Here is a 26,146-nt window from a genome sequence, read left to right on the forward strand (position 1 = left end):
GGGCTGTGTTCCCACGCAGAGCGTGGGAACGATCTTGGAGGGGTCAATCGATGCCGACAAACCCTCCGGTCTGGTGCGCCCACAACCGTGCATACAGACCACGATGGGCCAGCAGTTCAGCATGGGTGCCGCTCTCGGCAATCTTGCCGTTTTCCAGCACCACCAGCCGATCCATCCGCGCAATGGTCGAGAGCCGGTGGGCGATCGCGATCACGGTTTTGCCCTGCATCAGGGTTTCCAGGCTTTCCTGAATCGCCGCTTCGACCTCCGAGTCCAGTGCCGAGGTCGCTTCGTCCATGATCAGGATCGGCGCGTCCTTGAGCAGCACCCGGGCAATCGCGATGCGCTGACGCTGGCCACCGGACAATTTCACCCCGCGCTCACCGACATGCGCGTCAAACCCGGTACGCCCCTCAGCGTCCGACAACAGCGGAATAAACTCATCGGCGCGCGCCTTGTGCACCGCGTCCCACAACTCTGCATCGGTGGCGTCAGGCTTGCCATACAACAAGTTGTCGCGGATCGAACGGTGCAGCAGCGAGGTGTCCTGAGTGATCATGCCGATGCGTGCGCGCAGGCTTTCCTGACCGACTTCGGCGATGTTCTGCCCGTCGATCACAATGCGCCCGCCTTCGACGTCGTACAGACGCAGCAGCAGGTTGACCAGCGTTGATTTGCCGGCGCCGGACGGCCCGATCAAGCCGATTTTCTCGCCCGGTTTGATGTTCAGATTGAGGTCGCCGATGATCCCGCGCTTCTTGCCGTAGTGAAAATCCACGTGCTCGAAACGCACTTCGCCACGGGCGACTTCCAGCGGTTTGGCCTGCTCGTGATCGGTGACGCTGACCGGTTGCGAGATGGTCTGTAAGCCGTCCTGGACCATGCCGATGTTTTCGAAAATGCCGGTGACCACCCACATGATCCAGCCGGACATGTTGACGATGCGAATCACCAGACCGGTGGCCAGGGCAATCGCCCCGACAGTGATCAGCGATTGCGTCCACAGCCACAAGGCCAGGCCCGTGGTGCCGACGATCAGCAGGCCGTTCATGGTGGTAATGGCGATGTCCATGCTGGTCACAACGCGGCCCGCCAGTTGGGCTTTTTCGGTCTGCTCTTCGATTGCTTCGCGGGCGTATTGCTGCTCGTAATTGGTATGGGCGAACAGCTTCAGGGTGGCGATATTGGTGTAACCATCAACGATCCGCCCCATCAGTTTGGAGCGTGCATCGGAGGACACCACCGAGCGCTCCTTGACCCGCGGCACGAAGTAACAGAGCGCGCCAATGTAAGCAGCGATCCACGTCAGCAACGGAATCATCAGGCGCCAGTCGGCCTCGGCAAAAAGCACCAGCGCGCTGATCGCGTAGATCAGCACATGCCACAGCGCATCCACTGCTTGCACCGCAGAGTCACGTAGTGAGTTGCCCGTCTGCATGATGCGTTGGGCGATACGACCGGCGAAGTCGTTCTGGAAGAAATTCAGGCTTTGTTTGAGCACGTAGCTGTGGTTTTGCCAGCGGATCATGCTGGTCATGCTCGGGCTCAGGGTCTGGTGCACCAGCAGGTCGTGCAGGCCGACAAAGACCGGGCGCAAGATCAGCGCGACCACGGCCATCCAGACCAGCTCCAGGCCATGCTCCTGAAAGAAGTTCGGGTTCGGCGCGCCTTGGGCGAGATCAATGATGCGACTGAGGTAGCTGAACAACGCCACTTCGATCAAGGCGCCGAACAGTCCGACGGTGAGCAGGGCGGCAAAACTCGGCCAGACCTGCTTCAGGTAATAGGTGTAGAAGGGCAGTACGTGATCCGGCGGGGATGCCGTGGGGGCGTCGCGGAACACGTCGATCAGTTGTTCGAAACGGCGATAGAGCATCAGATAACCGCCCGGAGTACGGGCTCTCCTTTTATCGGTGTGAGCGGCGTGAGGTTGAGTTCACGCCCCTCGATACGCCCTGTACAGCTTAGTCGATGACTTTGGCCGACTTGATGAACACAGGGTCGGAAGGCACGTTTTGCATGCCTTGTTTGGTGGTGGTTGGCGAGTTGACGATGATGTCGACGACGTCCATACCTTTGACCACTTTGCCGAACACTGCGTAGCCATCGCCCTGATCGAGGAAGTCGTTGTCCTTGACGTTGATGAAGAACTGGCTGGTCGCCGAATCAGGTACGGAAGTGCGAGCCATGGACAAGGTGCCACGAACGTTGGCCAGACCGTTTTTGTGTTCGTTCTTGATAGGAGCCTTGGTTTCTTTTTGCTGCATCTGTTGAGTGAAACCGCCGCCCTGGACCATGAAGCCCGGGATCACACGGTGGAAAATCGTGTTGTTGTAGAAGCCGCTGTTGACGTAATCGAGAAAGTTTTTGGTACTGATCGGCGCCTTGACCGGATCCAGTTCGATTTCGATCTGGCCGTTGGTGGTCTCCAGCAGCACGTGCGGTGCCTTGGCTGGCGTGGCAGCCATCAGGTTGGCGGCAAACAGCACAGTACCAGCGGCGAGGGCGAGTTTTTTCAGCATGGGTCAGTGATCCTGAGATTGAATATCGGCTGCGGCGAGAAACTCCAGCAGCGTTTGATTGAAGCGTTCGGGTTGATCGAGCGGGGTGGCGTGGCGCGAATCGGCGATCACCACCAGCCGCGCATCCGGCAGCAGTTTTACATAGGTTTCTTTCAGCGCGACGGGTGTGTAATCACGGTCGGCGCTGACGATGAGGGTTGGACAGGTCACTCGGGAAAGTCGTTCCTGAACCCCCCAGCCCACAATCGCATCGAAGCTGGCGAGATAAGCACGTTTGTCGTTTTTTGCCCAGCGTTCGGCCATTTTCTGCCGCAGATCCGCCTGTTGCGGTTTCGGAAAAAGTTTGCCGCCAAGGGCCTTGCCGATGGTTGCGAGGCTAAGCACGCGCATCAGGCTCCAGCGTTTGAACCACTGCCAGTAGTCGTCGCGGCTGCGTAGTTTGACCTCGGGTGCGCTGTTGACGATGGTCAGGCTTTTCAACTGGTGTGGGTGATCGACGCCGAACTGGAAACCGATCATGCCGCCCATCGACAGGCCTGCGTAATGTACCGGGCCGAGATTCAGATGCTCGATCAAGGCGAGCATGTCAGCGCTGAACCCGGCGATGCTGTAGCGCTCGCGGGGTTTGTCCGAGCGTCCGTGGCCGCGAACATCCGGGACGATCACCCGGTAGTGCGCGGCCAGCGCCGGGATCTGCATTTCCCAGTCCAGCGTGCTCGAGCCGAGCCCGTGAACCAGCAGCAACGGCGTGCCGTGGCCATATTCCTCGTAGTGCAGGTTGCAACCTTCGTGCTCGAAATAGGCCATTGGTGAACTCCGTGTCAGGCTTGTTCAGGGGCGGCGAACGGTGCGTCCAGCGGCAAGGTGTCGAAGGTGCGCAGCAATTCGATGAGAATTTGCGTGGCCGGGCCCAAGGGTTTGTCCTTGTTCGAGTACAGATAGAAGCTCGGGTTGCGACTGCCTCCCTGATCCAACGGTAGCAGCTTGAGCGTACCTTCCTTCAATTCCCGTTCGATCATGTGCCGTGGCAGCCAGGCAAAACCGAGGCCGCTGCTGACGAAGGTCGCGGCGGTGGCGAGACTGCCGACGGTCCAGCGCTGCTCGGCGCCGAGCCAACCGACATCGCGGGGTTGTTGCCGGCCGGAATCGCGGATCACCACTTGCATCTGGGTTTCCAGGTCCTGGAAGCTCAGCTCGCGGTTGAGCCGATGCAGCGCATGATCAGGATGGGCGACGGCAACGAATTCGACGTCGCTCAATTCTGCGCCGAGGTAACCGGGAATGCTCAGGCCGGTGATGGCCAGATCGGCCACGCCTTCGAGCAGCACCTCTTCAACCCCCGACAACACTTCCTCACGCAGACGCACACGGCAGCCACGGCTTTGCGGCATGAACGCGGTCAATGCGCGAACGATCCGCGCGCTTGGATAAGCGGCATCAACCACCAGCCGCACCTCGGCTTCCCAACCTTGCTCCATGTGATGGGCGAGGTCTTCCAGTTGGCTGGCCTGTTTCACCAGTTGCCGCGAACGGCGCAGCAACACGCCGCCGGCTTCGGTGAGCACGGCTTTACGCCCATCGATGCGCAACAACGGCACGCCGAGTTGGTCCTGCATGCGGGCGACGGTGTAACTCACCGACGATTGCGAACGGTGCAGGGCCTCCGCCGCCTGGGCGAATCCGCCGTGGTCGACCACGGCCTGCAATGTTCGCCATTGATCAAGGGTCACGCGGGGCGCTTTCATCAATAGCTCCTCTTGTCCTAAGCTGGCCGTCCCTCATGGAGACTGCCGAATGAAAAAATTCTGTTGTGTGCTGCTGGCGCTGCTTCCGCTGACCGCTTTTGCTTATCCGATTGATGTGGAGAAAGATCTCAACGGCATGAAGATCGATTTCCAGACCTTCGCAACCGACAGCGACATCGGCTCGATTCAGGTGGCCAACTACGGTGATGTCGACGCAATCTGCAAGGCGGTTTTCCAGAATGGTCCGGAAGCACCGCGCACGCGCAACATCGATGTCCCGGCCGGCAAGCACAAGAACGCCACGGCCAAGTTCAATCGCTCGATCATCAAGCTGCGCATCAAACTGACCTGCACCCCGAAATAACACCGTCAATCCCTTGTGGGAGCGAGCTTGCTCGCGAATTGGCCGTATCAGTCGACATCGCTGTTGAATGACACACCGCTTTCGCGAGCAAGCTCGCTCCCACAGGGTATACGTCAGCATATAAACTAATTATTCGATGCTTTGCAGCAATTATTTGCGCTTTTTCATCGATTCGACTCTGTTTAACCTTCACTCCATCGACCTACAACATTCTCGGATGGAGGCTACACAACATGTCCCGCGTTCTGATCATCGAAAGCAGCGCCCGCCAGCAAGACTCGGTATCCCGTCAACTGACCCAAACCTTCATCAGTCAGTGGAAAGCGGCGCACCCGAGCGATCAGATCACCGTACGTGACCTCGCCGTGACCCCGGTGCCACATCTGGACAGCAACCTGCTGGGCGGCTGGATGAAACCCGCCGAGCAACGCAACGACAGCGAGCAAGCGTCGCTGGACCGCTCCAATGAACTGACCGATGAATTGCTCGCCGCCGACGTACTGGTCATGGCCGCGCCGATGTACAACTTCGCCATCCCGAGCACCCTCAAAGCCTGGCTCGACCACGTGCTGCGTGCCGGCGTGACCTTCAAGTACACCGAAACCGGTCCGCAAGGCCTGCTCAGCGGCAAACGTGCCTACGTGTTGACCGCTCGCGGCGGCATCTACGCCGGCGGCCCGGCGGATCATCAGGAACCATACCTGCGTCAGGTGATGGGCTTCATCGGCATCCATGACGTGACCTTCATCCACGCCGAAGGCATGAACCTGGGGGGCGACTTCCAGGAGAAGGGCCTCAACCAGGCCAAGGCCAAACTGGCCCAGGTCGCTTGATAAGTTAATCGCCAGATAATCGCCGATTGTTTAAGTGACCTGGCGCAACCCCTTCAAGGCTCTACGCGCATCGAACCTCCCTTTGCACTTGTTGCTCCTGAGTGCTGTAGCCCGATTGAACGCTTTAGCGAGATCGGGCTTTTTTTTGCCTGGGATTTGTTGAATGTCATCAGATCCCTGTGGGAGCGAGCTTGCTCGCGAAAGCGATATTTCATTCAGCAACGATGTTTACTGACACGGCCTCTTCGCGAGCAAGCTCGCTCCCACAGGAGTCGGCGTTGTCCGTGGGTTCGCGGTCTGGCGCAAAACCCGCTATCGTCGCCGCCATTCGATTTCGAGGCGAGCATGGGCTATCTACTTTTTGTCACGCTGATCCAGGCGTTTTCCTTCAGTCTGATCGGCGAATACCTCGCCGGTCATGTCGACAGTTACTTTGCGGTGCTGGTGCGTGTGGTGCTGGCCGGGCTGGTGTTCATTCCCCTGACCCGCTGGCGTTCGGTGGAACCTTCGTTCATGCGCGGCATGCTGGTGATTGGTGCGCTGCAGTTCGGCGTGACCTACGTCTGCCTGTACCTGAGCTTCCGCGTGCTGACGGTGCCGGAGGTGTTGCTGTTCACCATCCTTACGCCGTTGCACGTGACACTGATCGAAGACGCGCTGAACCGCCGCTTCAATCCATGGGCGCTGATCGCGGCGCTGGTCGCAGTGGGTGGGGCGGCGGTGATTCGTTTCGACAGCATCAGTCCGGACTTCTTCATGGGCTTCCTGCTGCTGCAACTGGCCAATTTCACCTATGCGGCAGGGCAGGTGATGTACAAGCATCTGGTGGCCAGGCATCCGACCGATCTGCCGCATTACCGGCGTTTCGGCTTCTTCTACCTCGGTGCGCTGGCGGTGGTGTTGCCTGCATTCCTGATGTTCGGCAAAGCCAACTTTCTGCCTGAAGCGCCGCTACAGTGGGGCGTGTTGCTGTTCCTCGGTCTGATTTCGACTGCGTTGGGGATGTACTGGTGGAACAAGGGCGCGTGCATGGTCAACGGCGGCACGTTGGCGGTGATGAACAATCTGCATGTGCCGGTAGGGTTGCTGCTGAATCTGCTGATCTGGAATCAGCATGAGGAACTGGGGCGGTTGTTCCTCGGCGGGAGTGTGATTCTGGCGGCGGTGTGGATCAGTCGTTTGGGAATCCGCAAATCACCAATCACTAGCTGACTTTCGACTGACAAATATCTCTGTGGGAGCGGGCTTGCCCGCGATAGCGGAGTATCAGACGATGAGTTTCTCGCTGACACTCCCTCATCGCGGGCAAGCCCGCTCCCACAGGTTTCGGTGGTGTTACATCAAATGTTTTTCAGGTTCCGGAATGTGGGCTGAACCCAATAATGCCGGCAGCATTCCCGCACGCAAATCCCCACCACTCGGCTGCTGATACAGACTCAGCCCAAACTCCGGCAACACCGCCAGCAGATAATCGAAAATATCCCCCTGAATCCGCTCGTAATCGGCCCAAGCCGTGGTGCGGGTGAAGCAGTAGATCTCCAGCGGAATACCCTGCGCCGTGGTCTGCATCTGGCGGACCATGCAAGTCATGTTCGGCTGAATCTCCGGATGGCTCTTCAGATACGCCAGCGCATAGGCGCGAAACGTGCCGATGTTGGTCATGCGCCGGCGATTGGCCGACATCGCCGCGACATTGCCCTGGGCCTCGTTCCACGCCTTGAGTTCGGCTTTTTTGCGGCTCATGTAGTCGGTGAGCAAGTGCACCTGGGTGAGCTTTTCTTCCTCGTCGTCGCGGATGAAACGCACGCCGCTGGCATCGATGAACAGACTGCGCTTGATCCGGCGCCCACCCGATTGCTGCATGCCACGCCAGTTCTTGAACGACTCGGACATCAGCCGCCAGGTCGGGATCGAGACGATGGTCTTGTCGAAATTCTGCACCTTGACCGTGTGCAGGGTGATGTCGACCACGTCGCCGTCGGCGCCGACTTGCGGCATCTCGATCCAGTCGCCGACCCGCAGCATGTCGTTGCTGGTCAATTGCACGCTGGCGACGAACGACAGCAAGGTGTCCTTGTAGACCAACAGAATCACCGCCGACATCGCACCCAGACCGGACAGCAGCAACAGCGGCGAACGGTCGATCAATGTAGCGACGATGATGATCGCGCCGAACACGTACAAGACCATTTTCGCCAGTTGCACGTAACCTTTGATCGAGCGCGTCCTGGCGTGTTCGGTGCGTGCGTAGATGTCCAGCAGGGCATTGAGCAGGGCGCTGACCGATAACAGCAGGAACAGAATGGTGAACGACAGCGCCACATTACCGAGGAAGGTCATGGCGGTTTTGCTCAGTTCCGGCACCAGATGCAGGCCGAACTGGATCACCAGCGACGGTGTCATCTGCGCCAGACGCTGAAACACCTTGTTGTGCCGGAAATCGTTGATCCAGTGCAGCGCCGGTTGACGACCGAGCATGCGGCTGGCGTGCAGGATCAGATAGCGCGCCACTCGTCCGAGTACCAGCGCGATCACCAGCAACACGGTCAGCGCGAGGCCGGCCTGCAAGAGCGGATGCTGTTCGAGGGTGCCCCAGAGGTCCTGGGCGTTGAGCCAGAGCTGTTTGAAATCCATATGAGCAACGATTCTTCTGTAAGACGCGATGGGCGATTAGAGCATTTAAGACGCTGTGTATTACCGTTGGAGACAAATCGAGCAACAAAAAAGCCACTGATTGCGTCCGTTTGTATAAAGAAACTCGGCCTGAGCGCTCGAAACCGGTAACCTATGCAGCTGTTTTTTTGCATATCTTCGAGGTAGCACCCGTGTTTTCCCAATTCGCCCTGCACGAACGCCTGCTTAAAGCTGTGGCCGAGCTGAAATTTGTCGAGCCAACGCCTGTGCAAGCCGCGGCCATTCCGCTGGCGCTCCAAGGGCGTGATCTGCGGGTGACGGCGCAAACCGGTAGCGGCAAAACCGCCGCTTTCGTTCTGCCAATCCTCAATCGCCTGATCGGCCCGGCCAAGGTTCGCGTCAGCATCAAGACGCTGATCCTGCTGCCGACCCGCGAGCTGGCCCAGCAGACGCTGAAGGAAGTTGAACGCTTTTCGCAGTTCACTTTCATCAAGTCCGGCCTGATCACCGGCGGTGAAGACTTCAAGGTCCAGGCGGCGATGCTGCGCAAAGTGCCGGACATCCTCATCGGTACTCCGGGCCGGATGATCGAGCAACTCAACGCCGGCAACCTCGACTTGAAAGAAGTCGAAGTGCTGGTGCTCGACGAAGCCGACCGCATGCTCGACATGGGTTTCTCCGAAGACGTCCAGCGTCTGGTCGACGAATGCCCGAACCGTCAGCAGACCATGCTGTTCTCCGCCACCACCGGCGGTTCCGGCCTGCGCGAGATGATCGCCAAGGTGCTGAACAACCCTGAGCACTTGCAGCTCAACGCGGTCAGCCAACTGAACTCGACCACCCGTCAGCAGATCATCACCGCCGACCACAACCAGCACAAAGAACAGATTGTGAACTGGCTGCTGGCCAACGAGACCTATCAGAAGGCCATCGTCTTCACCAACACCCGCGCCATGGCTGACCGCATCTACGGTCGCCTCGTGGCTCAGGAATACAAAGCGTTCGTGCTGCACGGCGAGAAAGACCAGAAGGATCGCAAACTGGCGATCGACCGTCTGAAGCAGGGCGGCGTGAAGATTCTGGTCGCTACCGACGTCGCGGCCCGTGGTCTGGACGTCGATGGTCTGGATCTGGTAATCAACTTTGATATGCCACGCAGCGGCGACGAATACGTGCACCGCATCGGTCGTACTGGCCGTGCCGGTAACGACGGTCTGGCGATCTCGCTGATCTGCCACGGCGACTGGAACCTGATGTCGAGCATCGAGCGCTACCTGAAGCAGAGCTTCGAGCGCCGTACCGTCAAGGAAGTCAAAGGCACCTACGGCGGACCGAAAAAGGTCAAGGCTTCGGGCAAAGCCGTTGGCGTGAAGAAGAAAAAGACTGACGCCAAGGGCGACAAGAAAAAAACCGCCGCCAAGACGCCGACCAAGCGCAAGAGCGCCAACCGTCCGAAGCCGGACTCGTTGGTGAGCAGCGATGGCATGGCGCCGCTCAAGCGCCGCAAGCCAGCAGAGCCTGCGGCTGAATAAGGCGTTTCAGGCGCACAGAAAAAACCCGGACAGTGTCCGGGTTTTTTTTCGTCCATCAGTTGCCGAGCTGGCCACTGGTGTCGGCGTCAAAGCGCCGCTTGGCCTGATCAGCCGCCGGTTTCAGTGCGGCGAGCAGGGCCGTTTCGCTGTACAACCGGGTGGTCGCCAGTTCTTTCGGCGTTGGCTCGATCGGGATCAGCACATCTTCACCCTCGGCGTGCAGCCAGATCGCGACAACGTGCAGCGCCGAAACAAACAGCACGCGCAACTCAACGGTCTTGCCCTGCAGTTGCGGTGCTTGTTCTGCCAGTTTCAGCGCACCCACCGTAGCGGCGCCGTGATCGCCGTGGTTCAACGAGGCGAACTCGACATGCCCGCGCACTTCGGCCAATTGCGCATCGGCAATCGTTACGCCGTCGGCAAACACCAGGTAATGCCAGTCACCGAGGCGGGCGTCTTTCAGACCTTTACCTTGGCTCAGGTCCTCCAGATTCAGTGAGTAGCCGCGATAGGCCTCGCTGAGGCTGATCTTCGCAGGTGCCGCGTTGGCGAACCGGCGATTGGCACCAAAGCCCTGGGTTTGCAGTGCCGCTTGCAGTGCCGGACGCAGGGTCTGAACGCCGTTGGAAGGCGCCTTTGGATAAGTCAATTGCATGATGTCGCCCTCCTAGTTTTTTACCGTGAAGTAGGTGTGAGTCCAGTTGCCGCCGCCGTTGTAGGCACGGGGAAACGCGTTCAGTGCACGGGTCGAATAGCCGTAGATCGAGTCTGCGACCAATACGTAATCGCCGTTGGTGCCGTAGATCGTCAGGAAATGCGCACCGCCGCCGTACCACGCGCAGCGCAAGCCCACCGGGCGGCCCATGCTGATCTGGTTATGAATGGCCGACATCTGCAGCGAACCCTGATTCATGCCGTTGTAGCTGCGGGTGGTTTGCAGCGCCGAATCCAGATAGCCGTAAACGTTGCACGGCCCCGGTTGATTGCAGCAGTTGCGGTCGAGCTGGGTGCTGGCGACGCCGCACTGCGTCCAGTTGCCGGTGCCGTAATAATTGCCGACAGACGCGGAAACGGCGGCCCAGCACCAGTTGGTCTGGGTCTGTTTCTGCATGTTGAAGTTGAGGCTGCCAGCGGCGAAGGCGCGGATCTGTTCAGCGGCTTCGACTTCGGCGAGTTGCGGGTCAAGCAGGTGACCGGCCAGGCACCTTGGCAATGATTCGCCGGTGAATTGTGTTGCTGCTGTGGTTAACATTTTTCAATCCTCCATGAGTGAAAACAAGCGTCCAGCTTGTGCGGTGTTGCGGTGTTGCCGAGCGATCGGTGTTCAACGGTTGCCATGTCAAATGGCAGGTTCCGATCTCGTTGCTCGATGTAACCGTAGATGCGGATATGCGTTTATGCAAACAAATAAATGCATTTGTGCATTTTTGAGGGCAAAAGATCGCAACCCTCAGCAGCTCCATGCAGGAGTGCCGAGGGCTGCGATGTTTGCTTTTTAGCCTTCGGCTTTTTTCTCGGCGGTATCCAACTCTTTCAACCGTTGATCAATCAACTGGCACTTGTCCGGCAGATCCGCACTGGCCGTGCCCAGGTCCATTTTCTGCAACTCGGCGTTGATCTCCTTGGCCTTGGCCGGATTCTGCTCGGTGAGTTTGGCGACTTCCTTGGCCAGTTGTTCGCGCTTGGCGGTGGCTTCTTCCGGCGTGCAGGCCCAGACGGGCAGGGCGCAGGCCAAGGAGGCGGCGAGGGTGAGCTTGATCAGGGTTTTCATGGGGATAGGCCTCAGTTCCGGTTAAGGCGGGTTAACCGGTTGAGCGGCGAAACTGACGAAAAGTTCAGACGCCTACAAAAGGCTCTCAGTTTCCGTGGCAGCAACTGGATTCTGTCGCTCCCTCGTACCGATCATGATGCCGCACCCACTCCATGATCTCGTCCTCATTCCTGCCCTTGGGCGTGAGGTCGAGGTAGTTGTAGGCGCCGACCAACATGTCGAGGCCGCGGGCATAGGTTGAGTAGGTGTGGAAGAGGTCGCCCTTTGCATCCCGATAGAACACGCTCAGCCCAGGCATTTCTTCTTCGGCGCTGTCAGTCTTTTCGTAGTTGTAGGTAGCCGTTCCAGCAGCGACCTCTTCAGCCCGAGCGCGAACACCGAAGTCGTAGTTGAAGTCGCAACCCTCTGAAGACACCCAGTCGAACTTCCAGCCCATCCGTCGCTTGAAGTCCTGAAACTCGTTGAACGGCGCATGGGATACCGCAACCACGGCGATATCGTGATGCGCCAGATGCTGGTTGGCGCCGTCGATGTGGTCGCTGAGGAACGAGCAGCCCTGACAGCCTTCCTCCCAGTCCTTGGCAAACATGAAGTGGTAAATCACCAATTGGCTGTGTTCACCGAACAGGTCAGCGAGTTTCAGTTCGCCGTTCGGACCCTGGAAATGGTAGTCCTTGTCGACTTTTACCCATGGCAGCGCACGGCGTGCGGCGCTGAGGCGGTCGCGTTCCTTGGTGAAGGCTTTTTCGTCGGCGAGATGTTGCTTGCGGGCGGCGAGCCATTCTTCGCGCGATACCACCGGATGATGCTCAACGTTCATGATGATTTCTCCTGCGGGGTTGAAACCGTCTGTTTCAGACTAGTCGTTTAACCCTGTGGGAAATCGACAGACCGCCGGTCGGTCGGCTCGGCAATTGCGGCTGAACGGCGGCGGGCGACTCAGGTCACAACCTATGAACGCGCCAAAACTCACGCGCACCGGAGGTTGTATCAGGATGACGACTTATAACTGGGATTTGATTGAACGCTTGCTGCACGAAGTGCAGAACAGTGCCGGCCACAGTTTTGCCCCTCGGGCCTACGCCGAAGACTATGCCGCGGAAAAAGCCGCCGCGGGCGAGCCGATCGAGAACCTTGATCACCTGAAAACGCTGGCCTGCGACTATGAAAGGTTGCTGCTGTTGCGTGGCTATATCGCACCGCGTCCGGATGAAGAGGGCAGCACCGGAAACAATTTTGTCCTGACCCCACGCGGTTCCAGCCTGTTGAGCCTGATCGACAGCAGCATTCCCGGCAATGATCACCCGCGTCAGGTGCTCGATGAGCAGGAAGATGCGCTGGCCGAGGCGACGTTCGACGAAGTGGCCTCTAAAGCGCAGATCGCCTGACTAGCGCAGATCCCCTGTAGGTGAGCCTGCTCGCGATAGCGGACTTCCAGTGACATCAATGTTGACTGGAAGACCGCTATCGCGAGCAGGCTCACTCCTACACTGGATTCGGGAATGGTCAGGTTTTTTGCGTGGCCTTGAGGCATTTGAGGTCTTTGAAATCTTTACGCACACCCTCGATCTTCTTCAACAACCGCTGACGCTGCTTCGGCGTACTTTCGGCCATCAAATCCACCGCTAACGAACGCCCCTGTGCTTCGGTATCGGCGAAGGCCTTGCGGTAATCGGCTGTCCATAAACTCTCGCGATTTACCAGAAGCGTCTCGATTCTCTGTGGGAATTCGGGACTTTTGCGTTGGGCGACGGCAGCACTGAATTGCGTCTGCCAATGGGCCCGGTTGGCGATCCATTGACTGTATTGATCGCCCAACGCCGTCGACCACGCCATGACCCGCTGCTCTTGCGTGGCGCTCAAGGGGCCGAGCCAGTCGTTCAGGCGTTTGACCATTCGCGCGCCACGCTCGGCAATTTGCTGATCCAGCGGTGGTTTGAGGTACTCCTGCTGACGCTTGCGCAAATCCTTGGCGAACGCGTCATTCATCTCCGCCACTTGTTTGTCATCCAGACCTTGCAACAACTCGATGGCCGAAGGCGTGATTTCCTTCGCCGTTTCGGCAATCGCCTGCTTGGCTTCGACAGTGCGCGCCTGCAACGCGGCGTCGGTGACTTGGTTGGTCTCGACCATGGTCTGTAAACGATCGAGCCAGTCCAGATAACCCGGCAGTTGCGTGGTGCAATGCCAGTTCAAGTGATCCTTGAGCCGCTCGTTGAACCAGTCCTTTTGCTCACCGTTCATGTCCAGATAGTCGCTGAGCGTCCACGGAATGATCACGTCGAGGTTGCGATAGGCCAGGCCAACGCGACTGCAAGCGCCGAGGGCGAGGGTGAAGATCAGTAGTGCGGCGATGTGTTTGAACCAGCGAGACATGAGCGAATCCTTGCGATGGCCAGCCTGGGGGATCTGATTCTTATGTGAACGCAGAATGAACCCGGCAGTTCAGCCGATCAATAGAACGCGCGCGCAGCCTTGAGCGTGACGAGTCCGTCGCACTGGCTGTTGTGCCCGGAATAGGCCGAACAATCGCTGCCGCTGAGGCTGGAGTTGCTGTAGATCAGGTCGAGGTCGACCCCCATGAACGGCCGCGACAGTTTCACCGACCAGTCGGTGAAACTGCTGACATAACCACCGTCCACAGCGACGGGCGTGTTCAGCTGGTGGGTGGTGTATTTCATGCTGACGCCGATGCCAAACGGCTGGTTGCCGCCAAGGTCGGCAAATAAAGTGTTGTTCTGTTTATCCGGGTCGTTGCTGATGGCCACGCCGAAACGACTGCCGAGCAGGGTCAGGCCACCGAACAGCTCCTGGCTGTCGAGGGTGTCTACTTTGGGATAGCTGTATTGGATCATGCCGACTTCGTAACCGAGGGTCTGATCGAAAGGCTGTTTAAAGCCGACGTAAGAGTCGATTTCGAGGTTTTTGCCCGGCGTGATGCCCATGCTCGGCGCGTACTGACCGACATAGAGGCCGCTGTCGTGACTCAGATCGAGGCCGCCGTGGAATGAACCGATGGCTGCCGGTTTGACCAGGCCCTGGGCCATGCTGCGCGTGGGGGTGGTGCCGAGTTTGAGGTCGAAGTCGCCGAGTTCGCGCTGGAAAATCTGCGCGTGCGCGGTCGCACTGGCCAGCAGGCCTACGAGTAATAAACAGGATGGTTCGCGCATGCGTCACTCCATGAACAGCGAGCGCAGGACTGCGGGCCTGCTGAAACGCCTGATCTAGACGCGTGCAAGGATACCGGCGAATGATCGGCATTGATGGCCGTTCGTCGATTTCTGAAAATTTGATAGATGTTTTGTTTAAAGCGGAGGGGGATTACGCGGTGCCAGTCCAGACGCTTCGAAGCTCAAAGCGCCTCTGGACGGGTGTAAAACCGGGTGTTACTTCTTGCCCAGGCTGATCTGCTTGGACGGGCCGAACGTCTGGCCACTGACGCCTTTGGCAATTTGCTGGATCTCGCCGCCGGACTTGAGGAACGCTGCGATTTGATCGTTGATCGATTCGCTGGTTTCAACGGCTGGAGCTGGCTTTGCTTTGCTGGTGGATGCTTTTACACGCATGGCGGCCATTAACCTGTAGAAAAGTAACTCGGCCAGGCATCGTACAGGAATAACTTGACAATTGCTTGGTAAATATCCTCCGGAATAACCCAGCGCAGCACTGCATTAATGTCGCTTCAATAATTGAAATAAGCGCCTAACCCGCTGTTTTAAATAAGAACATTCAGGCGCTGCGGCACAATGATGTTGCTTGCCTGCGGGCGATGCCGGACTGACGAGCGGCAGCTTGTGAGCCTGCGAACAAGGTAAATCAAGGCTGCGCGCAGATTTTCCCGCACGCGCGGATCTGCCGCCCGACGGCCAGCACAAAAACGGGTAGAATGCCGCCCACGCAATGAGGGTTCTGGAAATGGCTTTAGTCGGGCGTTACAACAGTTTGCAAGTGGTTAAACACACTAACTTCGGTTTATATCTGGACGGCGGTGCTGACGGCGAGATTCTTTTGCCCAATCGTTATATTCCGAAAGATATTCCCAGCGAAGATGAAGATTGGCTCAACGTTTTTGTTTATCTGGACAGCGAAGACAAACTTCTCGCTACCACGGAAAAACCAAAAGTTCAGGTCGGCGAGTTTGCCAGTCTGAAAGTCGTTGAAGTCAACAGCATCGGTGTGTTCCTCGATTGGGGGCTGCCGAAGGATCTGTTGCTGCCGTACTCCGAAGAAAAGCGCCAGATGACCGCCGGCGAATACTGCGTGGTGCATGTCTACCTCGACAAGCACACCCGCCGCATCACCGCCACTGCGCGTCTGGATCGCTACCTCGACAAGACCCCGGCCAACTACAGCCAGGGCCAGGAAGTTGATCTGCTGGTTGCCGAAGCCACCGAGATGGGCTTCAAGGCGATCATCAACAACAAGCACTGGGGGTTGATCCACAAGAATGAAATCTTCAAGTTCATGCGTGCCGGCATGAGCGAAAAGGGTTACATCAAGGAAGTACGTGCCGACGGCAAGATTGCCTTGAGCCTGCAACCGGTTGGCCAGGAAGCGGCAAGCAGCCTGAACTCGAAGATCCTCGCCAAGTTGCGCGACAACAGCGGCACACTGCCGGTCAGTGACAAGAGTGATCCGGCATTGATCAGCAGCCTGTTTGGCGTCAGTAAAGGCAACTTCAAGAAGGCCATCGGTGCGCTGTACAAGGAAGGCAAGATCGTTATTCATGCTGATCGCATTGAACTAACCTGAGCCTTGGGTGGCCCATGTTGCATGGGGCACACACGAGGTTAGGTCGATGAAAAAAACGCTGATTGCCTATGTTGCAACGCTGCTGACGTTTCTGCTGCTCGACGGCCTCTGGCTCGGCCTGTTGATGGCGCCGACCTATCGCGAACTGCTCGGTTCGCTGATGCTCGAAAAACCGCTGCTGGTTCCGGCAGCGGTTTTTTATTGCCTGTATGTTTTTGGTTGTGTGGTGTTTGTGGTGATGCCGGCAGTGACCTGGCAGCGCGCGGCGAAGATGGGCGCGTTGTTGGGGCTGGTGGCGTATGGCACGTATGACCTGACCAATTGGGCGACGTTGCGAGGGTGGTCGGTGCAGGTGACGTTGATGGATTGGGCTTGGGGGGCGTTTGCCACGGCTGTGGCTTGTAGCGTCGGATTTTTGCTGGCTAAACGACTGAATTCAGATCCTTGAGCCGGGTTGATTGAACTGACGCCATCGCTGGCAAGCCAGGCTCCCACAGGGTTTTGTGTCGAACAGTGGAACAGCGGACGACCCGGTCACTGTGGGAGCTGGCTTGCCAGCGAATGGCGGCGCAGCCGAAGGCCACTCACCGCTGACGCCGCTGAAGCACAAAATGTCTTTTCCAGACGGCTTTTTCCGCCCGAGTCATTGATAATCCTCGCCACTGATTTCTGACCATTGGATGGCCTGCCATGTTGTGTGTGTTCGAGGTGTTGCGGTGAGTGTCGAGCGGCGCAATGCCGACAGTTTTGCCCTGCAAGTGATGATTGGCCTCTGCCTGATCTGGGGCGTGCAGCAAGTGATGATCAAATGGGCGGCGCCGGACATTGCACCGGTGATGCAAGCGGCGGCGCGCTCGGGGATTTCGGCGTTGCTGGTCGGTTTGCTGATCTGCTGGAAGGGCGGCTGGGCTCAGGTTGGCAACACCTGGCGCGGTGGTTTGCTGGCCGGTGCGCTGTTCGGTCTGGAGTTCTTTTTCATCGCCGAAGGTCTGCAACTGACCACTGCCGCGCACATGTCGGTGTTCCTCTACACCGCGCCGATTTTTACCGCACTGGGCGTGCATTTTCTGCTGGCCAGCGAGCGGCTGCGGCCGTTGCAATGGCTGGGCATTCTGCTCGCGTTCATTGGCATCGCGATTGCCTTCGCCGGCGGTGTGTCGTGGGACAACCTCGACCGACGCATGCTGCTCGGCGATGCCTTTGGCGTGTTGGCTGGCGCCTGTTGGGGCGCGACCACGGTGGTGGTGCGCGCCTCACGATTGTCGGAAGCACCGGTAACACTGACCCTGTTCTATCAGTTGATCGTCGGTTTTCTCGGCCTGCTGCTGATCGCGCTGTTCAGCGGCCAGATCAGCCACGTCAGCCTGACCCCCGTGGCGGTGGCCAGCGTGTTGTTCCAGGGCCTGGTGGTGTCGTTCTTCAGCTATCTGATCTGGTTCTGGCTGTTGCGCCGTTATCTGGCGGCCAACCTCGCGGTGTTCTCGTTCATGACACCGCTGTTTGGCGTGACCTTCGGGGTGATTTTGCTCGGCGAACAGTTGAGCCTGAACTTCATCCTCGGCGCCGTGCTGGTGTTGCTCGGCATCACCTTTGTCAGCGCCGAGCAGTGGCTGCGTCGGCGTTTGCGCAAAGCGCTCGGCCAGCGCTAGGCGAGTGCATCGCCAGACCGCCGGCAATCAGCAAACCGCTGCCGGCGATCACCAGCGCCGGCTGCAAACCGCCGCTGAAATGGCTGCTGAGCGCGGCCAGCAACGGGCCGCAGAGTTGGCCGACGGCGAAGCAGGCGGTGAGCATTCCGGCGTTGCGCTGGGTGGCGTGTGGGGCCAACTCCCGCGAGCGCTGCATCACCAGTTGCATGCAGGCCAGGAACGGTGTGCCGCAGAGAAGTACGCCCAGCGCCAGGCCGAGGCCACTGCCCAACAAGCAGGCAAACACGCCGGCCGCTTGCAGCCACAGTGTCGCCATCAACCAATGCCTTGTGGTCTGCGGATCGTGGCGGCGCAGGCTCACCAGCAACACGCCAATCGCTGCGCCCAGACCGAAGCAAGGCCAGAACAGATCGGCCTGCCATTGCCCGTGAAACTGTGCGTTGGCCATTTGCGAGAGAAAAGTCGCCGGGATGATGTAGCCGATGCCGAACAGGGCGTAAATCACCGCCAAGCGGCCAATGCCGCGATTCGATGAACAGGCGGCCGCCACAGCTACCGTTTTCGCCGCGACGGGCTGCGGCAGCAGTCGCCACACGCCCAACATCATCACCAGTGCAACCGCGGCATAAATCAGCCACAACGTCGCGGACGTCTGCTGCAGCAGATGTGAGACCAGCGCCAACAGCCCCGTCAGAAAAATCCCCAGCCCCGGCCCGGCAAATACCAGAGCGCCCAAGCGCGGGCGACCTGCTGCCGCTGCCAGCGGCTGACTCAACGACGTGATCATCACCAGCACCCAGGCGCTCGCCACGCCCGTGCCGAAGCGCAGCAACAGATGCGACCAAAACCCATTGGCCCAGAACGATGCCAACGTCAGTAGTACGCACAACCACAAGCCGCCGTGCAGGCGCCGCTGAACCTGCTGCGGGCGATGCGCGAACATCGCATCCACCGCGCCTAGCAGGTAGCCGAAGTAGTTGGCCGCCGCAATCAGACCGGCGGCTGTCAGGTCGATCTGTCCTTCGCTGAGCAGGTGCGGCATTTGTGGCGTGAGGGCGAAACGCCCGATGCCCATGGCCATCATCAGGGCAACGAAGCAGGCGGATAAGCGAATCAGTGGCGACATGCTCGGGATTCCTTGGAAGGATCAATGACCGTCAGGCTAGGACTGATTGACTTTCTTTAAAATTGAATAATAGTGAGTAACTTGTTCTGTTATGGAGAAAGGTTGTGGAGTTCAGTCAGCTACGGATCTTTCAGGCGGTGGCCGAGGAAGGTTCGATCACCCGTGCCGCCGAACGCCTGCACCGAGTGCCGTCGAACCTGTCGACCCGGCTCAAACAACTGGAGGAGCAACTGGGTGTAGAACTTTTCGTCCGAGAGCGTCAGCGTTTACAACTGTCGCCTGCGGGAAAAGTCTTGCTGGACTACACCGGCAAACTCTTCGCCCTGCGCGATCAAGCCAATGCGGCGGTGATGGGTGGCAAGCCGGCCGGCGACTTTGTTCTGGGCACCATGTACAGCACGGCGGCGATCCATTTGCCGGCGCTGTTGGCGCAATATCACAAGCAGTATCCGGCGGTGAATCTGCAAGTGCAGTCGGCGCCGAGCGGGGAGTTGCTGGAGGGGTTGCTCACCGGACGTCTGGATGCCGCATTGGTCGATGGCCCACTGGAACTGGCCGGGCTCGACGGCGTGCCGTTGTGCGAGGAACGGCTGGTGTTGATCACTGAAAGGGATCATCCGCCGGTGCGTGGCGCCGGAGACGTCGAAGGGCGTTCGGTGTTCACCTTTCGCCGGGGTTGTTCCTACCGCATGCGTCTGGAAGCGTGGTTTTCGCATTACCACGCGACGATGGGGCGGGCGATGGAGATCGAGTCCTATCAGGGCATGCTCGCCTGCGTGATTGCCGGCAGTGGCGTAGCCCTGATGTCGGAATCGATGCTGGCCAGTTTGCCGGGGCGCGAGAGCGTCGCCGCGCACCCATTGGCCGAGCCATTCGTGGGTGCGACAACATGGCTCATGTGGCGCAAGGGCATGCTCGGCGCCAACCTCAATGCCTGGATTGAGGTGCAGCAGGCTGTCTATCCTGCGGCTCAGATCGAAAGCCGCGAAACGGCCTGAACCAATGGCGGCGAATTCTGTTCAATTCAGTAACAGATCATTGCGGATTTGGCCGAGCATTGCGTAGGACTTCGGACTATTATCAGTGCGAAGCGGCCTCAGAATTCCGGCCGCTCAGCACCACCCTGAAGGGGGCATGACGATGAAAGAGAAAATTCAAAACTGGCTGCACGATTTGGGTGTTGCTCTCGGCTTGATCGAACCGCCTCTGCAACCTGTGCCGATCCGCACCGATGACGAGCAGCGCCGCCGTCAACAACGGCGCCGGTAACGCCCCCGATCCGAGATCACTGGATTCAAGATCAACAGATCGCAGCCTTCGGCAGCGCTTGCATTAATCCGTGCAGGCGCTGCCGGAGGCTGCGATCTTTTGTTTTCAGTGCCGCCCGATCTCCAGCAAGAACCGGCTCAAGTCATTCGCCGTCTTCGCGGTCTTGAGCATGCGGTCTTCTTCTGCGGTGAACGCCGTCAGTCCGAATTCATCTTCCAGATGAAAGATCAGATCTTCGATATCGGCTTTCTCCAGACCCAGTTGCACCAGGCTGGTGTTGTCGTTGAATTCGCGGGTTTCCAGCAGACGCCGGATATACCGGTGCACGGCGGCACGTACGGCAGCTCTTCTCATGGCAGTCGTTCTAATCGTTGTTCTGCTTGAGTGAAGCAGGCCTCAAGCGTGCCCGCGCAACCATTCGTCAATCATCGAGCGCAAATGCGCCCCGGAAAAACTGCCGAAGTGGCCGCCATGCACCGTGCGGATCGGCAACGCCTGCAAACGCCGCAGACTGGCGGCGTAATCCTGCAGATTGGAGTGGTAGGCGTCTTCGATCAACGGCCCGTCGTAAATGATGTCGCCGCTGAACAGGGTTTCGGTCGCCGCTTCATACAGGCTGATGCCGCCCGGCGAATGCCCCGGCGTGTGCAGCACCTGCAGCGCGCGATTGCCCAGATCGAGCACATCGCCGTCCTCGACAAAACCGGTGGCCGGCGCGGCTTTGACGCGGTATTCGGCATAGCACAACGGGCAATCCGGGTGCGCTTCAAACATATCGTCGCCGACGAAGGCGCGGCTCAAATCATTTTCGCCATCCGGCGCGGCCAGAATGTCAGCCTCGGCCGGATGCACCAGCCGTTCAGCAAATTCATGATGGCCGGCGATATGGTCGAAATGGCAGTGACTGGCCACCGCCACCAGTGGCCGCTCGGTAATCCACGGCAACTGCTCACGCAAGCTCACCAGACCTGAACCGCTGTCCAGCAGCAAATCTTTGTCGCGGCCCTGAACGTGCCACAGGTTGCAGCGGTAAAACGGCCGAATAAACGGTTCATGAATCAGCTTAATGCCGTCACTCAAACTCTGTACTTCGAACCATTGATCACGAGAAACGATCTTCATCGGTACTTTTCTCCAAGCGTAAAAAAACGAGTGTGGCAACCGACGCCACACTCGTCGAAGAAAGCATCAAGTCGTTATGTTTCAGCTTAGATCGCGCGGGCCACCGAGACAGGACGGCGCGAGGCGAGGCTGACCACGACAAAACTCACCAGACCCACCGCCAGGCTGTAGTAGATCGGCGTATTGGCATCCAGACCGTCCTTGAACATGAACAGCAGCGCCGTGGCGAAACCCAGGCCCATGCTGGCGATGGCGCCGGCGGTGGTCGCGCGTTTCCAGAAGATCGCACCCATCAGCGGGATCAGCATGCCGCCCACCAACAGGTTGTAAGCAAGAGTCAGGGCGCTGATCACATCGTTGACCACCAGCGCGATACCCAGCACGACAATACCAGTGAGCAGAGTGAACAGACGGTTGATACCCAGGCTCGACTGTTTGCCGCCACGCAGTTTCGGCAGCAGATCTTCAGTCAGTGTGGTGGCAGCGGCGAGGAGACCGGCGCTGGCGGTGGACATCATCGCCGCGAGTGCCGCAGCGATCACCAGGCCACGGATGCCGTCCGGCAGCGACAGTTTGACGATGGCGGCGAAGGCGTTGTTGACGTTGTCCAGATCCGGGATCAGCACGTGCGCAGCCATGCCGATCAGCGCGCAGGCCAGGCCGTAGACGATGCAGTAGATGCCGGCGATGCTGCCGGCGTATTGCGCGACTTTCGCGGTTTTGACGGTGAACACCCGTTGCCAGATGTCCTGACCGATCAGGATGCCGAAGAAGTAGATCATGAAGTAGGTGATGATCGTGTCCCAGCCGATGGTGGTGAAGCTGAAGGCGGTCGCCGGCAGTTTCAGCACCAGTTCGTCCCAACCGCCAACGCGGTACAGGCAGATCGGCAACAGAATGAACATCAGGCCCACGGTCTTGATGATGAACTGGACGATGTCGGTCAGGGTCAGCGACCACATGCCGCCGATCGCCGAGTAGATCACCACGACGCCACCACCGACGAGTACCGAAGCCCAGAATGGCAGGTCAAACAGCACTTGCAGCACGGTGCCGATGGCGAGGATCGAGGTCACGCCGATCATCAGTGCGTAGGCCAGCATGATTGCCGCGCTCGCCGAGCGGGCCATCGGGTTGTAGCGTTTTTCCAGGACCTGGGTAACGGTGTAGATCTTCAGTTTCAGCAGCGGTTTGGCGAGGAACAGGTTCAGCGCGACGATGCCGCAACCCAGTGCCGCGCACAGCCAGAAACCGGAAATGCCATGCACATAGCCCAGCCTTACAGTGCCGACGGTGGACGCGCCACCGAGTACGGTCGCGGCCATGGTGCCCATGTACAGGCTTGGGCCCAGGTTACGACCAGCGACGAGAAAGTCCTCGTTGGTCTTGGCCTTGCGCATGCCGAAGTAGCCGAGCAAGAGCATGCCGGCGGCGTAGATGAGGACGACGAATAAATCCAAAGCCATGATGGCGTGTCTCCGATTGTCTTTTTTATGGTGAGGCTGAATTCGAATCTCACTGTGGGAGCGAGCTTGCTCGCGAAAGCGATCTGTCAGTCACATCACCTTTGAATGTGCCGCCGCCTTCGCGAGCAAGCTCGCTCCCACAGGGTTTTGTGTTTAATCAGGCGGCCTGGCGCAGTTGAGGTTTTTCTATGACTTGGCTGCGCGCATCCGTCGGGCCGAACACTTCGCGCGGTTCCGGGAACAGGCTCAGCAGCGTCAGGTACACCACCGAGGCCAGGCCCAGGGTCACCGGCAAACTGATGTCGATGCCGCCGGCCATTTCACCCAGCGGGCCAACGAACTGCCCCGGCAAATTGACGAAGCACAAGCCCACCGCCGCGCTCGGGATCCATGCACCCAGACCGCGCCAGTTCCAGCCGTGGCTGAACCAGTAGCGTCCGCCCTGTTCGCCGCGCGTGAACACTTGCAGGTCATCCGGGCAGTAGAAGCCGCGACGCACCAACAGGCCGATGATCATGATCACCATCCACGGGGTGGTGCAGGTGATGATCAGCACGGCGAAGGTCGACACGCTCTGCACCAGGTTCGCCGCAAAACGGCCGATGAAGATGAAGGCAATCGACAGCACGCCAATCAGCAGCGTCGCTTTCACGCGCGAAAGCACGCGCGGGAACACGCTGGACATGTCCAGCCCGGTGCCATACAGCGAAGTGGTGCCGGTGGACATACCGCCGATCACCGCAATCAGGCACACCGGCAGGAAGAACCAGCTCGGCGACACCGCCAGCAAACCGCCGACATAGTTGTTCGCCGCGATGTAGTCCGGCGCCTTGATCGCGACGATGGTCGCGGTGGTCAGGCCGAACAGGAACGGGATGAACGTGGCGATCTGCGACAGCACCACCGCCGCCATGATGCGTTGCTTGGAGGTTTCACGCGGGATGTAGCGCGACCAGTCACCGAGGAACGCGCCGAAGGAAATCGGGTTGCTCATCGCCACCAGCGCGGCGCCGATGAACGCCGCCCAAAAGCCCGGCTGACCGAGGTTCACCGTACCGGCGTAGTTCACATCGAAGGGACCGGCGAAGGCGAAGATGCCCAGCAGGAACAACAGGCTGGCGCTCCACACCGCGATCTTGTTCACCCACAGCAAAAAGCGGAAGCCGTAGATGCACACGGTCAGCACCAGGATCGCGAACAGACCGTAGGCCAGGCCCAAAGTCAGGTCGGTTTCCGGCAGACCGATCAGGCGTTTCGCACCACCGATCAGCGCATCCCCCGAACTCCACACCGAGAGCGAGAAAAACGCGATAGCGGTCAACAGCGACAGGAACGAACCGACGATGCGCCCGTGCACGCCGAAATGCGCACCCGACGACACGGCATTGTTGGTGCCGTTGAGCGGGCCGAACAGGCCCATCGGTGCGAGGATCAGCGAGCCCAGCAGCACGCCCGAGACAATTGCCCAGACGCCGGCCTGAAAAGACAGACCGAACAGCACCGGGAAACTGCCGAGCACGGCGGTGGCAAAGGTATTCGAACCACCGAAGATCATCCGGAACAAGTCCGTCGGGCCTGCGCTGCGTTCGTGGTCCGGGATCTGTTCGACCCCGTGGGTTTCAATCTGCGTAAGGCTTTGGTCGTTGTTGTTGTTATTCATGATCTGCTCCGATCATAAAGGCGCGCTCATCGTGCGTGAGCGTCACCTGTCTTGGCTAAGGGGATGGCAGCCCTTCCGGCATTGCGGACAAATGTTCGTGGCAGGCCAGCCAATGGCCTTGTTGTTCTAGGCTCGACGCTTGTTTCTTGAAAACAATCGTCTCGCGCTCCTGGCTGAAGTGTTGCTCCCCTTGCATGCGCAGCTCGGTGGCCACGTCATGGATGAAAATCGCCATGTCACCTTGCAGGCTGACGAAAGCGTTGCTCGACGTGCACGCAAGCACCTCGAAGCCATCCTCGGCGCGCCAGCTGTCCCACAAGGCCTGATAGGCATCGCGCGACAGCAGCGGCTGTTCGAGGGTGTAGAAGACGAAACTCGCATCGGCGCTGAACGCGCCGAAATAAGCTTCGCGATCGTTACGGGCAAAGGCAGCCACCAGTTCGGCGGCCGCTTGCAAAACCTGATCACGTTCGTTCATGACCCGATCCTCAGCGATGGACCACGCCAGGCAGTACGCAGAGCATTTCGTACAGCAGGTTGGCGGCCAGCAGCGAGGTGTTGCCGGTGGTGTCATAAGCGGGCGAGACTTCTACCAGATCGCAACCGATCAGGTCGAGGCCTTGGCAGCCGCGGATGATTTCAATCGCCTGAATGGTCGTCAGACCACCGATTTCCGGGGTGCCGGTGCCCGGTGCCCAGGCCGGGTCGATGCCGTCGATGTCGAAGCTCAGATACACCGGACCGCCGCCGACTTTCTCGCGCACTTCGGCCATCAATGGTGCCAGCGACTTGTGCCAGCACTCTTCGGCTTGTACGACGCGGAAGCCCTGATCGCGGCTCCAGTTGAAGTCATCAGCGGTGTAACCCTGCGCACGCAAACCAATTTGCACCACGCGGTCGCAGTCCAGAAGGCCTTCTTCGACGGCACGACGGAAGGTCGTTCCGTGGGCGATTTTCTCGCCGAACATGTGATCGTTGACGTCAGCGTGGGCATCGATGTGCACCAGACCGACCTTGCCGTGCTTCTTATGAATCGCACGCAGGATCGGCAGGGTGATGGTGTGGTCGCCACCCAGGGTCATCGGGATCACGTTGTGCTCGAGGATGTTGTCGTAGGCTTCTTCGATGATGCGCACGGCGTCGAGCAGGTTGAAGGTGTTGATCGCCACGTCACCGATGTCGGCGACCGACAGCGAGTCGAACGGCGCCGCGCCAGTGGCCATGTTGTACGGGCGGATCATCACCGATTCGGTGCGGATGTCGCGTGGCCCGAAGCGGGTGCCGGGGCGTAGCGAAGTACCGATGTCCAGTGGCACGCCAACGAAGGCAGCGTCCAGGCCGGCAGCGGTCGGTACATGGGGGAGTCGGAGCATGGTGGCGATGCCGCCGAAGCGCGGCATTTCGTTGCCGCCCAGTGGTTGGTGAAGAATCTTGTCCACGGGTAAGGCCTCATCGTCTTTGTTTTATTTATGTCGGCGCGCCGTGGAGCAGGGGGTCGGACGCCGCTGTGGGGCCGATGATGCGAAATGTAGTGAGGGGAAAGAATCGCTACGGGCAAAAACTTAGTTCAGATTTTTCTAAACTAATGGCGAGGCTGGGATTAGACTTTGCGGTCTCGGGATTCTTGCCTGGCTGAACATTGCTGCCCTCACCCCAGCCCTCTCTCGAAGGGAGAGGGGGCCGACCGTGTTGTTGGCGGAA

General features: G+C 59.1%; 29 protein-coding genes. 10 read left to right on the forward strand and 19 right to left on the reverse strand.

Annotated elements, in window-relative coordinates:
* Positions 1–43: 43 nt before the first annotated feature.
* The 4 genes from WA225_RS15060 to WA225_RS15075 all read right to left on the reverse strand — a co-directional run bounded on the left by WA225_RS15060 (position 44) and on the right by WA225_RS15075 (position 4,267).
* Positions 44–1,876 (reverse strand): ABC transporter ATP-binding protein, encoded by a 1,833-nt coding sequence (locus tag WA225_RS15060; protein WP_422608503.1) that lies wholly within the window; start codon positions 1,874–1,876, stop codon positions 44–46.
* A gap of 88 nt (positions 1,877–1,964) precedes the next feature.
* Positions 1,965–2,522 (reverse strand): peptidylprolyl isomerase, encoded by a 558-nt coding sequence (locus WA225_RS15065; RefSeq protein WP_201146975.1) that lies wholly within the window; start codon positions 2,520–2,522, stop codon positions 1,965–1,967.
* A gap of 3 nt (positions 2,523–2,525) precedes the next feature.
* Positions 2,526–3,329: an alpha/beta fold hydrolase gene (locus WA225_RS15070; RefSeq protein ID WP_422608504.1), complete on the reverse strand. Its 804-nt coding sequence runs from the start codon at positions 3,327–3,329 to the stop codon at positions 2,526–2,528.
* Between the two features lie 14 nt (positions 3,330–3,343).
* Positions 3,344–4,267, reverse strand: coding sequence for a LysR family transcriptional regulator (locus WA225_RS15075; protein WP_025110609.1), 924 nt, complete (start codon positions 4,265–4,267; stop codon positions 3,344–3,346).
* A gap of 49 nt (positions 4,268–4,316) precedes the next feature.
* On the opposite strand from WA225_RS15075, the gene WA225_RS15080 reads away from it, so the two are divergent.
* The 3 genes from WA225_RS15080 to WA225_RS15090 all read left to right on the forward strand — a co-directional run bounded on the left by WA225_RS15080 (position 4,317) and on the right by WA225_RS15090 (position 6,676).
* Complete coding sequence (locus tag WA225_RS15080) at positions 4,317–4,631, forward strand: 3-phosphoglycerate kinase (RefSeq protein ID WP_422608505.1); 315 nt, start codon at positions 4,317–4,319, stop codon at positions 4,629–4,631.
* Positions 4,632–4,864: 233 nt separating this feature from the next.
* A complete protein-coding gene (locus WA225_RS15085) occupies positions 4,865–5,464 on the forward strand; it encodes an FMN-dependent NADH-azoreductase (protein WP_422608506.1) in 600 nt (199 codons plus the stop codon).
* 345 nt (positions 5,465–5,809) lie between these two features.
* A complete protein-coding gene (locus tag WA225_RS15090; RefSeq protein ID WP_422608507.1) occupies positions 5,810–6,676 on the forward strand; it encodes a carboxylate/amino acid/amine transporter in 867 nt (288 codons plus the stop codon).
* Between the two features lie 123 nt (positions 6,677–6,799).
* On the opposite strand, the gene WA225_RS15095 is transcribed toward WA225_RS15090, so the two are convergent.
* Positions 6,800–8,098, reverse strand: a complete 1,299-nt coding sequence (locus tag WA225_RS15095; protein WP_422608508.1) for a mechanosensitive ion channel family protein — start codon at positions 8,096–8,098, stop codon at positions 6,800–6,802.
* A 191-nt stretch (positions 8,099–8,289) separates the two neighbouring features.
* On the opposite strand from WA225_RS15095, the gene WA225_RS15100 reads away from it, so the two are divergent.
* Positions 8,290–9,630 carry a DEAD/DEAH box helicase gene (locus WA225_RS15100; RefSeq protein WP_422608509.1) on the forward strand — a complete coding sequence of 447 codons (1,341 nt, stop codon included), beginning with the start codon at positions 8,290–8,292 and terminating at the stop codon, positions 9,628–9,630.
* A 55-nt stretch (positions 9,631–9,685) separates the two neighbouring features.
* On the opposite strand, the gene WA225_RS15105 is transcribed toward WA225_RS15100, so the two are convergent.
* From WA225_RS15105 to WA225_RS15120, 4 genes are all read right to left on the reverse strand, one after another.
* Entirely contained in the window at positions 9,686–10,285 is a 600-nt protein-coding gene (locus WA225_RS15105) for a hypothetical protein (RefSeq protein WP_422608510.1), read from the reverse strand.
* 12 nt (positions 10,286–10,297) lie between these two features.
* On the reverse strand, positions 10,298–10,882 hold the full coding sequence (locus WA225_RS15110) for a papain-like cysteine protease family protein (RefSeq protein WP_422608511.1): 585 nt from the start codon (positions 10,880–10,882) through the stop codon (positions 10,298–10,300).
* A gap of 243 nt (positions 10,883–11,125) precedes the next feature.
* Positions 11,126–11,401 (reverse strand): hypothetical protein, encoded by a 276-nt coding sequence (locus WA225_RS15115; protein ID WP_422608512.1) that lies wholly within the window; start codon positions 11,399–11,401, stop codon positions 11,126–11,128.
* Between the two features lie 85 nt (positions 11,402–11,486).
* Positions 11,487–12,221, reverse strand: coding sequence for a DUF899 domain-containing protein (locus tag WA225_RS15120; RefSeq protein WP_422608513.1), 735 nt, complete (start codon positions 12,219–12,221; stop codon positions 11,487–11,489).
* Positions 12,222–12,396: 175 nt separating this feature from the next.
* Between WA225_RS15120 and WA225_RS15125 the strand changes: the two genes are divergently transcribed.
* Positions 12,397–12,789 carry a transcriptional regulator gene (locus tag WA225_RS15125; RefSeq protein ID WP_422608514.1) on the forward strand — a complete coding sequence of 131 codons (393 nt, stop codon included), beginning with the start codon at positions 12,397–12,399 and terminating at the stop codon, positions 12,787–12,789.
* 118 nt (positions 12,790–12,907) lie between these two features.
* On the opposite strand, the gene WA225_RS15130 is transcribed toward WA225_RS15125, so the two are convergent.
* The 3 genes from WA225_RS15130 to WA225_RS15140 form a co-directional block, all read right to left on the reverse strand.
* Positions 12,908–13,777 carry a DUF6279 family lipoprotein gene (locus tag WA225_RS15130; RefSeq protein WP_422608515.1) on the reverse strand — a complete coding sequence of 290 codons (870 nt, stop codon included), beginning with the start codon at positions 13,775–13,777 and terminating at the stop codon, positions 12,908–12,910.
* 77 nt (positions 13,778–13,854) lie between these two features.
* Entirely contained in the window at positions 13,855–14,571 is a 717-nt protein-coding gene (locus tag WA225_RS15135) for a TorF family putative porin (protein WP_422608516.1), read from the reverse strand.
* A gap of 216 nt (positions 14,572–14,787) precedes the next feature.
* Positions 14,788–14,976, reverse strand: coding sequence for a hypothetical protein (locus WA225_RS15140; RefSeq protein WP_016985943.1), 189 nt, complete (start codon positions 14,974–14,976; stop codon positions 14,788–14,790).
* 340 nt (positions 14,977–15,316) lie between these two features.
* On the opposite strand from WA225_RS15140, the gene WA225_RS15145 reads away from it, so the two are divergent.
* The 3 genes from WA225_RS15145 to WA225_RS15155 all read left to right on the forward strand — a co-directional run bounded on the left by WA225_RS15145 (position 15,317) and on the right by WA225_RS15155 (position 17,802).
* Positions 15,317–16,153: a CvfB family protein gene (locus WA225_RS15145; RefSeq protein ID WP_129390679.1), complete on the forward strand. Its 837-nt coding sequence runs from the start codon at positions 15,317–15,319 to the stop codon at positions 16,151–16,153.
* Between the two features lie 46 nt (positions 16,154–16,199).
* Positions 16,200–16,601, forward strand: a complete 402-nt coding sequence (locus tag WA225_RS15150) for a DUF2177 family protein (RefSeq protein ID WP_422608517.1) — start codon at positions 16,200–16,202, stop codon at positions 16,599–16,601.
* A gap of 268 nt (positions 16,602–16,869) precedes the next feature.
* Complete coding sequence (locus tag WA225_RS15155; RefSeq protein ID WP_422608518.1) at positions 16,870–17,802, forward strand: DMT family transporter; 933 nt, start codon at positions 16,870–16,872, stop codon at positions 17,800–17,802.
* Here the strand turns inward: WA225_RS15155 and WA225_RS15160 are convergent.
* Positions 17,747–18,928: an MFS transporter gene (locus WA225_RS15160; protein ID WP_422608519.1), complete on the reverse strand. Its 1,182-nt coding sequence runs from the start codon at positions 18,926–18,928 to the stop codon at positions 17,747–17,749. The genes WA225_RS15155 and WA225_RS15160 overlap by 56 nt on opposite strands.
* Positions 18,929–19,032: 104 nt before the next feature.
* On the opposite strand from WA225_RS15160, the gene ptrR reads away from it, so the two are divergent.
* Both ptrR and WA225_RS15170 read left to right on the forward strand, forming a co-directional pair.
* Positions 19,033–19,926, forward strand: coding sequence for a putrescine utilization regulator PtrR (gene ptrR / locus WA225_RS15165; RefSeq protein WP_422608520.1), 894 nt, complete (start codon positions 19,033–19,035; stop codon positions 19,924–19,926).
* A gap of 142 nt (positions 19,927–20,068) precedes the next feature.
* Complete coding sequence (locus WA225_RS15170; RefSeq protein ID WP_007914492.1) at positions 20,069–20,197, forward strand: PA1414 family protein; 129 nt, start codon at positions 20,069–20,071, stop codon at positions 20,195–20,197.
* 105 nt (positions 20,198–20,302) lie between these two features.
* On the opposite strand, the gene WA225_RS15175 is transcribed toward WA225_RS15170, so the two are convergent.
* From WA225_RS15175 to speB, 6 genes are all read right to left on the reverse strand, one after another.
* A complete protein-coding gene (locus WA225_RS15175) occupies positions 20,303–20,551 on the reverse strand; it encodes a phosphopantetheine-containing protein (protein ID WP_034153223.1) in 249 nt (82 codons plus the stop codon).
* Positions 20,552–20,593: 42 nt separating this feature from the next.
* Positions 20,594–21,319, reverse strand: coding sequence for an MBL fold metallo-hydrolase (locus tag WA225_RS15180; RefSeq protein WP_422608521.1), 726 nt, complete (start codon positions 21,317–21,319; stop codon positions 20,594–20,596).
* A gap of 86 nt (positions 21,320–21,405) precedes the next feature.
* On the reverse strand, positions 21,406–22,785 hold the full coding sequence (locus WA225_RS15185) for a sodium:solute symporter (protein ID WP_422608522.1): 1,380 nt from the start codon (positions 22,783–22,785) through the stop codon (positions 21,406–21,408).
* A 157-nt stretch (positions 22,786–22,942) separates the two neighbouring features.
* Positions 22,943–24,445, reverse strand: coding sequence for a purine-cytosine permease family protein (locus tag WA225_RS15190; RefSeq protein WP_422608523.1), 1,503 nt, complete (start codon positions 24,443–24,445; stop codon positions 22,943–22,945).
* 55 nt (positions 24,446–24,500) lie between these two features.
* Entirely contained in the window at positions 24,501–24,923 is a 423-nt protein-coding gene (locus WA225_RS15195; protein WP_422608524.1) for a YybH family protein, read from the reverse strand.
* A 10-nt stretch (positions 24,924–24,933) separates the two neighbouring features.
* Positions 24,934–25,884 (reverse strand): agmatinase, encoded by a 951-nt coding sequence (gene speB / locus WA225_RS15200; protein ID WP_039761035.1) that lies wholly within the window; start codon positions 25,882–25,884, stop codon positions 24,934–24,936.
* Between the last annotated feature and the right edge of the window lie 262 nt (positions 25,885–26,146).

Origin of the sequence: Pseudomonas sp. (assembly GCF_049300855.1) — a bacterium.
Classification (GTDB): domain Bacteria; phylum Pseudomonadota; class Gammaproteobacteria; order Pseudomonadales; family Pseudomonadaceae; genus Aquipseudomonas.